This is a genomic window from Egibacteraceae bacterium (assembly GCA_035540635.1).
Lineage (GTDB): Bacteria > Actinomycetota > Nitriliruptoria > Euzebyales > Egibacteraceae > DATLGH01.
On the sequence record DATLGH010000020.1, the window covers coordinates 1 to 7,177 of the forward strand.

A 7,177-nucleotide genomic window follows, 5' to 3' on the forward strand; every position below is an offset into this window, starting at 1 on the left:
CGAGCGACCGCTGCGCCCGCGCAGGCACGCCCCGGGAAAGCCGTCGCTGCCCGAGGAGCGCCCGCGCGTGCCGCGGGATGTGTACGCCGACCTGCGTTCGGCCGCGCGTCCGGGGGAGGTCGACGACGTCGTGGGCGCGTACGCCACTGCGGGGGAGGCGCTCGCCGCGGGGGACGTCGGGCGGGCCATCGAGCTGCTCGAGTGGGCCAAGAGCGCCGCGGCGCGCAGCGTTGCGGTCCGCGAGGCGCTCGGCGTCGCCCGCTACCACGCCGGCGACTTCGCCGGCGCGCACAGCGAGCTCCTGACCTACCGGCGCCTCTCGGGGCGCCAGGACCAGAACCATCTGCTGGCCGACTGCGCGCGGGCAGCCGCCCGCCCCGACAAGGTCGTCGAGTACGTGGACGCCATGGCGTCGGCGGGGGTGCCCGCCGAGCGGTTGGCCGAGGCGCTCATCGTCCTGGCCGGCGACCGGGCCGACCGGGGGGACCTCGACGGCGCGATGCGGGCGCTCGAGCGCGCCGACCTCCAGCCCGCCGAGGTCCGCCCACACCATGTGCGGCTCTGGTACGTCGCCGCGGATCTCGCCGCACGCCACGGCGACGAGGACGCCGCCGTCGACTACCTCCAGGCCATCGACGCGGTCGAGCCCGGCTACCTCGACGTGGAGGACCGCCTGAGGGCCCTCGGGGGCTGAGCACCCGCGGCCGGGCCCGGGGATGCGGCCGCTACCGTGCGGTCAGGCCCTCCGCCCGCTGCTGGAAGTAGCGCACGAGCCCCATCGCGTTCGAGCGCACCCCGGTCAGCAGGGCCACCCTGCCGGCGGCCTCCGGGTCCTGCTCGGCCGAGACGGTGAGCTCGTCGGCGAACCGGCGCCCGAGCGTCTCCGCGACGTGGTCGAGCTCGCTGTGGTCCCCGCGCCCGGCGACCTCCGCGTAGGCGGCCTCGGCCGTCGCCGCCCAGAGCGTCAGTCGCTCGGCGGCTTCGTCGAGCGCCTGCAGCGGCGGGTCGACCGCGCCGTAGTGGGCGAGGTACACCGCCGCCGGCTGGAGCCTGCGGTACCGCTCGAGGGTGCGATGGGCGAGGACGAGGTCGAAGTCGGGTGGGGGAGTGGCGGGGCGGATCACCGCCATGCCCGGCATCTTCACGCCCACGGAGTCGCCGACGAAGAGCGCCCCGGTGTCGCTGTCGAAGGCCGCGATGTGGTGCTTGGCGTGCCCGGGCGTGTAGAGCAGGTCGAGCCGACGGCCGCCCCCCAGATCGAGGACGTCACAATCGGCCACGCCACGCACCCGCGTCCCCTCCACGGGGGTGCAGTCCCCGTAGACGGTGTCCATGACCTCCCCGTAGACCCGGCGTGAGCTTGCGTTCAACCGTGTCGGGTCGACGAGGTGGCGGGCGCCGACCTCGCTGACGACGATCGTCGCGCTCGGGAACGCCTTCGCGATGTCGCCCGCGCCGCCGGCGTGGTCGAGGTGGATGTGGCTGCACACGAGATGGGCGAGGTCGCCGCCGTCCATGCCGAGGCCGTGCAGCGCGTCGATGACGTTGCCGACGGACAGGGCCGGGCCGCACTCGACGAGGGTCGGCCGGGGGGCGTCGATGAGGTAGCCGGCCGTCACCCGGGACATCCCCGCCGTGCGGGTGTCGACCGCCCGCAGACCGTTCGGCAGCTCCTCGACGCTCATGTCGGTCTCGCCTCGACTAGGGGGATACGGGGTCGCGGTCGCTGCCGTGCCCGGGTTCGCCCACGCGGCCGGCAGCCGCGGTGGCCTGCCCGTCGGCTTCCTCGCCCGGGGCGGGCGCCGGCCCGGTGGGGGACGCCTCCTCGCCGGGGATCACCGGCAGCGGGACCTCGGCGAGCTCGGAGATGAGCTCATGGCGGCGCACGTAGGTCGACAGGAGAGCCTTGGTGATCGCCGCGGCCGGCAGGGCGAGCAGGGCGCCGACCGCGCCGAGCAGTGTCGCGCCGACGAGGACGGAGACGAAAGCCACCGCGGGGTGCAGGTCCATGGTGTGCGCCTGGACCTTCGGGGCGAGGACGTAGTTCTCGACCTGCTGGTAGATGGTGAGGAAGATGAGCACCCAGAGGGCCTGGACGGGCTCGTGAACGGCGGCGACCACGAGGAGCAGGATCCCCCCGAGGTAGACGCCCACGAGCGGAACGAAAGCGGTCATCGCCCCCATCCACAGGCCGAGCGGCAACGCGAACGGCACGCCGACGAGGAGCAGGAACACCGTGTGGGCGGCGGCCGAGGCGAAGCCGATGAACAGCCGTGAGTAGATGTAGCCGCCGGTCTTGGCCACCGCGAGCTCCCAGATCGCGAGCATCTCGCGCTGGCGCGCGGGTGGCAGGGGCCGAGCGAGGGTCTGGCGCAGGCGCGGGCCGTCGGCCACGAGGTAGAAGGTTATGAACCCGACCGCCAAGGCGCGGACGAGCACGCCGGCCGCGGTCGCCCCGATGTTCACGACGTTGCCGGCCGCCCCGAGCGCCACCTCCCCTGCCCGGTCACCGAGCTCGTTGGACCACTCGAGGACCTGGCGCCGCAGCTCCGGGCTGGCCTCGAGGTCGACGTTGAACGGGAGACGGGCCATGAGCTGGTTCAGCTCGCTGATCGACTGCGGGATGCTCCGCACGAGGCCGGTGACCTGGTCGACGATGAGCGGGACCATCGCCGCGACCGTGCCGACGGTGCCGATGGCCACAGCCAGGAACACCGCCGCCGTGGCCAGCCCGCGCCGCCACCCCCGCCGGGCGAGGAACTGGACGGCCGGCTCCATCGCGAACGACAGGAAGAGCGCGACGAGCAGCATGACGAGCACCCCGCGCAGCGCCGCCACCATGACGAAGGTGAGGTAGGCGGCGATGAGCACGGCGGCGAGCGACGCGAGCCGCCCGGGGGTCAACCACGGCTCGAACCGCCCGTCCCTCCCGGGACGCGGGTCGGGACCGCCGGCCGCGGGGCCGTGGCCGGCCTGCCCGGTCACTGGTCCACCGGGGTCGTGCACGCGACCGCCTTCACCCTTCCGCCCATGACCCCTGACGGTAGGACTCCCCGGCGGGACCGGCAAGCGGACGGTGGCGCCCCGCCGTCGTCGTCGGCCTCCACCTCGTCCCCCAGCCCGACGTGCAGGTCGAGGATGCCCGCGCGACCTCCCACTCCGGGAAGCGGCCAGGCTGCGCTCACCCACCCTCCCCGTCGTCGAGGGCGCGCAGGACGAGCCCCGCGCGCGGCTTCGGCCGGAAGTAGGTGCTCTTGGCCGGCATGTGCTCGCCGGCGGCGGCGAACGCCTCGGCGGTGCGCACGTCGACCGGCCGGAGCAGGAACAGCAGCGCGTCCCGGCTTGACCGGACGGCGGCGGCGGCCGCGTCGAGGTCCGCCCGGTACTCGACCGCGGTCGCCCCCAGGCCGGGCAGGACCGCGTGGTCGAGAACCGCCGTGTCGAGAGCGCGCCACCGCGGTGAGCGCCGCTGCGGCAGCCGGGCGGCGAGGCGGCGCTCGTCGCGGGGGCGCAGCAGCGCGGACGCCATGCCGACCGCCGCGGCCAGCGGCGGCGCGACGAGCAGCCCGAACCCGCGACCGCTCACCGCCTCGAGGCGGTCCCGCAGCGCGCCAGCCGCCGCGGGGGCCTCCTCGAGCGTGAAGTCCTCGCCGACCCTGCGAAGCGCGGCGCGGTCCACGCCGCGCACCAGCCGGTGGACCCCCCGCACCTCCGGCCCGTCGCCGGTGGCGTCGACGACGTAGACGAGCGTACGGTGCCAGGGACCCTCGGGGCGTTCGACGCGGGCGGCGAGGGCCGCGGCGTACCGGTGGTGACCGTCCGCTACGAGCACCCGCACGGGCGCGAGTGCCCGTCGGAGCGCCGCGACCTGCCCGGGGTCGGTGACCGCCCAGACGCGGTGGTCGACTCCGGCCTCGTCGGTGAGCGCGACGACGGGAGGCTCCCGCGGGGGCTCGGCGAGGCGCTCACGGAGCTCGGCGGGGCCCGCGGTGGCGAGGGCGAACACGGGGGCGAGGTCGGCCCGCACCGCCTCCAACCGGCGGCGCCGGTCGGCCACCCGCGCCGGGTCGACGTCCTCGTGGGTGAGGAACGCGCCGTCCCGGCCGGGTTCGTCGAGCGCGACGGCGGCGAGCAGGCCGCGCTGCACGGTCGGCACGCCCCGGCGCAGCTCGTGCTCCTCGTAGCGGTAGAAGGCCGGTGACGGCTCGGGGCGCAGCACCCCGGTCCGGCGCCAGCGGCGCAGGGCCTGCCCGGCGGCGCGGTACGACCCCGTCGCGTCGGGCGGGGCGAGCAGCTCGAGGACGGTGTAGGGGCTTGCGGTGCGGTGAGCGGCGTACGTGATGGGGTCGAGGTCGTCGTACGAGGGCGCGCTCGTCGACGCCGGGTCCCCGGCCACCGCCGTGTCGTAGCGCAGTCCGCGGAACGGCGCGGCGTCGACCACCGACCGCCTCCTCCCCGACGCTGCCTGACCCTCGCCGGGCCACCATACTGGGGGTATCCGACCCCCGACCGAGAGCAGCGCGCGCACGATGGCACACGAGGACGAGTCCCCGACCCCGGCGGTCCCCTCCGGGGCACCGCAGGGCGCCGACGTCTACGCGCTCTACCAGCAGGCCCGCACGAGGCTGGCCGACGGCAACCCCCACGGGGCGGCGGAGGTGCTCGAGCTCGCGGTGGAGCACGAGCCGCACAAGGCGTCGCTGCACGAGACCCTCGGGCGGGCGTACTTCGCGTCGGCGCGCGTGGAGCGCGCCCGCGCGGAGTTCGAGCTGGCCCTCGAGCTCGACCCCTCGGACGCCTACGCCCACTTCGGCGTGGGACGCTGCTACGAACGGCAGGGGCGGCTGCCCGACGCGGCGAAGCACTTCAAGCTCGCCTGCGCGCTCGCCGACCGCGGCGACTACCACGACGCGTTGACCCGGGTGCTCCAGCGCCTCGGCGCCTGACGACGGCTACCGGTAGCCGCCCGGCCACCCCGGCGTCGCCTCGGCGCGGCGCCGCCTGCGCTCCGGGCGGTGGCCGAGCAGCAGGACGATCACCACCCCGGCGACGAAGCCGCCGACGTGGGCGAGGTAGGCGACACCGCCGCTGCCCATCGGCTGCCCGAGCGGCAGGAGCTGGCCGACGAACCACATGAGCAGGACGAGCGCCGCGGGCAGGCGCACGATGAGGAACAGCAGGACCGGCACGGTCACCGTCACGGGCACACGGGGGAACATCACGAGGTAGGCCCCGAGCACGCCCGCGATCGCCCCCGAGGCGCCGACGAGCGTCACGGGGCTGTCGGCGTTCGGCACGACGAACGCCGCGGTGGCGAGCAGGCCGCAGACGACGTAGAAGCCGGCGTAGCGCAGATGCCCGAGACGGTCCTCGACGTTGTTGCCGAAGACCCACAGGTAGAGCATGTTGAACAGCAGATGCAGCCAGCCGCCGTGGAGGAAGAGGCTGAAGACGCCGGCCGCGTACACCGGCTTGTCGGGGACCGGTTGGACGTCGCATCCGGGTGGCAGGGCCTGCGCGACCTGACCGGCGTCGAGCGGCTGGCCCTGCACGAGCTCGACGGGGATCGCGGCGTAGGCGAGGAAGAACTCCCGCTGGGTGCAGCCGTCGGCCCACCACGGCTGCACGAACGCGAACACGCCGATGTTCGCGGCGACGAGGAACCACGTGACCCAGGGCCGCCGACGCGTGGGGTTGCGGTCGCCGAGAGGGATGACCATGTCGCCGGAGGCTGCCCCTGTTGCGCCTCCCTTATCCATTGCGCGCGCTTGGCTATGCTCAGCCCATCGCGGGCGGTGACCCGCTCGAGGGCTCACAGGGGAGGCCGACGTGGACAAGGACTGGCAGAAGTACATCGACCTCGCCAGCGGCTTGCGGGACGCCACGCAGAAGCGCGCCGAGCAGGTTGTACGCGGGCTCGTCAAGCAGGGGGAGATCGCCGCAGAGCGCGCGGAGAAGGCCGTCGACGAGCTCCTGACGAAGTCCGAGGCCAACCGCAAGGCGATGAGCCGCGTCGTGAGCGCGGAGGTCGAGAAGGCCGTGGAGCGCCTGGGGCTCGTTCGCCGCAAGGACCTGCGGACGCTCGAGCGCAGGCTCGACAGCCTCGAGCGCAGCTCCGGCGGGACGGCGTCCGCAAAGCCCAGAAAGAAGGCGACCACGAAGAAGAGCGCGCCGGCGGCGGAGGCGACCGCGACGAAAGCCACACCGGCGAAGAGGAGCGTGCCGGCGACCAAGAGCGCACCGGCGACGAAGGCGACCGCGAAGAAGAGCGCCGCAGCCAAGCAGGCGGCCCGTGAGGCCGCCGCCAAGCGGACCGCCGCACCGGGCCAGCCGGCGAAGAAGTCGGCGCCTCCGGGCCGACCGTGAGCGACGATCGGCTCGGCCTGCTGCAGGCGCGGCTCGCAGCGCTCGAGACCGCCCCCGTGGACGCACACCCCGAGGTCCTCGACGCGGTGCACCGCGCGCTCGTCGCGGAGCTGGGAGCCCTCGCGGCGACCCGCAACGCCGGTACGCCGCAGCCTCTCGCCGGGATCTGATCGCGGGCGGCGCCACGTGGCCGGCCGTCGCGGGCGTCTCGACGCCGAGCTCGTCCGCCGCGGCTTCGCGGGCAGCCGCGCGGACGCCCGTCGCCTCATCGACGAGGGTCGGGTCACCGTGGACGGGGCTCCCGCGCTGAAGGCGGCGTCGCAGGTCGCGCCCGCCGCCGACATCGCGGTTGCGGGGGCCCCCGACCGCTACGCGTCCCGGGGAGGGCACAAGCTCGCCGGAGCGCTCGACGCGCTCGGCGTCGCGGTCGAGGGCCGCCACTGCCTCGACGCGGGCGCCTCCACCGGCGGGTTCACCGACGTGCTGCTCCAGCGGGGAGCGGCGCGGGTCGTGGCCGCCGACGTCGGGTACGGGCAGCTTGCCTGGAATCTCCGCACCGACCCGCGGGTGCTCGTCCTCGACCGCACGAACGTGCGCCACCTGACGCCCGGCGACCTCCCGCCGCCGCCCCCCGACCTCGTCACCGCCGACCTGTCGTTCATCTCCCTCACCCTCGTGGTGCACGCGCTCGCCGCGGTGGCGGCGCCTGCGGCCGATCACGTCCTGCTCGTCAAGCCGCAGGCGCCGCCACCGCGGCGAGCGCGTGCACCACGAGGGTGAGGGAGATGAACGACAGGTCGGCGGTGACGAG

General features: G+C 74.9%; 9 protein-coding genes. 5 read left to right on the forward strand and 4 right to left on the reverse strand.

All coding sequences use genetic code 11. From position 1 onward, the window contains the following. Positions 1-694: hypothetical protein (locus VM324_03755; protein HVL98386.1), on the forward strand; the 694-nt coding region annotated here is incomplete at its 5' end. Between the two features lie 31 nt (positions 695-725). On the opposite strand, the gene VM324_03760 is transcribed toward VM324_03755, so the two are convergent. The 3 genes from VM324_03760 to VM324_03770 all read right to left on the reverse strand — a co-directional run bounded on the left by VM324_03760 (position 726) and on the right by VM324_03770 (position 4,441). Continuing rightward, the gene (locus VM324_03760) at positions 726-1,685 is read right to left on the reverse strand and encodes an MBL fold metallo-hydrolase (protein HVL98387.1); all 960 of its coding nucleotides are present in this window, start codon (positions 1,683-1,685) and stop codon (positions 726-728) included. 16 nt (positions 1,686-1,701) lie between these two features. Beyond that, entirely contained in the window at positions 1,702-3,006 is a 1,305-nt protein-coding gene (locus tag VM324_03765; protein ID HVL98388.1) for an AI-2E family transporter, read from the reverse strand. A 175-nt stretch (positions 3,007-3,181) separates the two neighbouring features. Further along, the gene (locus VM324_03770; GenBank protein ID HVL98389.1) at positions 3,182-4,441 is read right to left on the reverse strand and encodes a DUF1015 domain-containing protein; all 1,260 of its coding nucleotides are present in this window, start codon (positions 4,439-4,441) and stop codon (positions 3,182-3,184) included. A gap of 88 nt (positions 4,442-4,529) precedes the next feature. Here VM324_03770 and VM324_03775 point away from each other — a divergent pair, with 88 nt between their 5' ends. Beyond that, complete coding sequence (locus tag VM324_03775) at positions 4,530-4,946, forward strand: tetratricopeptide repeat protein (protein HVL98390.1); 417 nt, start codon at positions 4,530-4,532, stop codon at positions 4,944-4,946. 6 nt (positions 4,947-4,952) lie between these two features. Here VM324_03775 and VM324_03780 read toward each other — a convergent pair whose 3' ends face one another. Then, complete coding sequence (locus tag VM324_03780) at positions 4,953-5,720, reverse strand: rhomboid family intramembrane serine protease (protein HVL98391.1); 768 nt, start codon at positions 5,718-5,720, stop codon at positions 4,953-4,955. 109 nt (positions 5,721-5,829) lie between these two features. On the opposite strand from VM324_03780, the gene VM324_03785 reads away from it, so the two are divergent. The 3 genes from VM324_03785 to VM324_03795 are packed head-to-tail and all read left to right on the forward strand — an operon-like array spanning position 5,830 to position 7,146. After that, positions 5,830-6,366, forward strand: a complete 537-nt coding sequence (locus VM324_03785; GenBank protein ID HVL98392.1) for a hypothetical protein — start codon at positions 5,830-5,832, stop codon at positions 6,364-6,366. Continuing rightward, positions 6,363-6,536: a hypothetical protein gene (locus VM324_03790; GenBank protein HVL98393.1), complete on the forward strand. Its 174-nt coding sequence runs from the start codon at positions 6,363-6,365 to the stop codon at positions 6,534-6,536. Before VM324_03785 ends, VM324_03790 begins: the two co-directional genes overlap by 4 nt. Positions 6,537-6,552: 16 nt before the next feature. Next, positions 6,553-7,146, forward strand: a complete 594-nt coding sequence (locus VM324_03795; GenBank protein ID HVL98394.1) for a TlyA family RNA methyltransferase — start codon at positions 6,553-6,555, stop codon at positions 7,144-7,146. The last annotated feature ends 31 nt before the right edge of the window (positions 7,147-7,177 follow it).

What these genes read in the sequence shown, in the direction of transcription:
- VM324_03760 (HVL98387.1), bottom strand. Translation starts at nt 1,685, where the DNA reads ATGAGCGTCGAGGAGCTGCCGAACGGTCTGCGGGCGGTCGACACCCGC.
- VM324_03775 (HVL98390.1), top strand. Translation starts at nt 4,530, where the DNA reads ATGGCACACGAGGACGAGTCCCCGACCCCGGCGGTCCCCTCCGGGGCA.
- VM324_03780 (HVL98391.1), bottom strand. Translation starts at nt 5,720, where the DNA reads ATGGTCATCCCTCTCGGCGACCGCAACCCCACGCGTCGGCGGCCCTGG.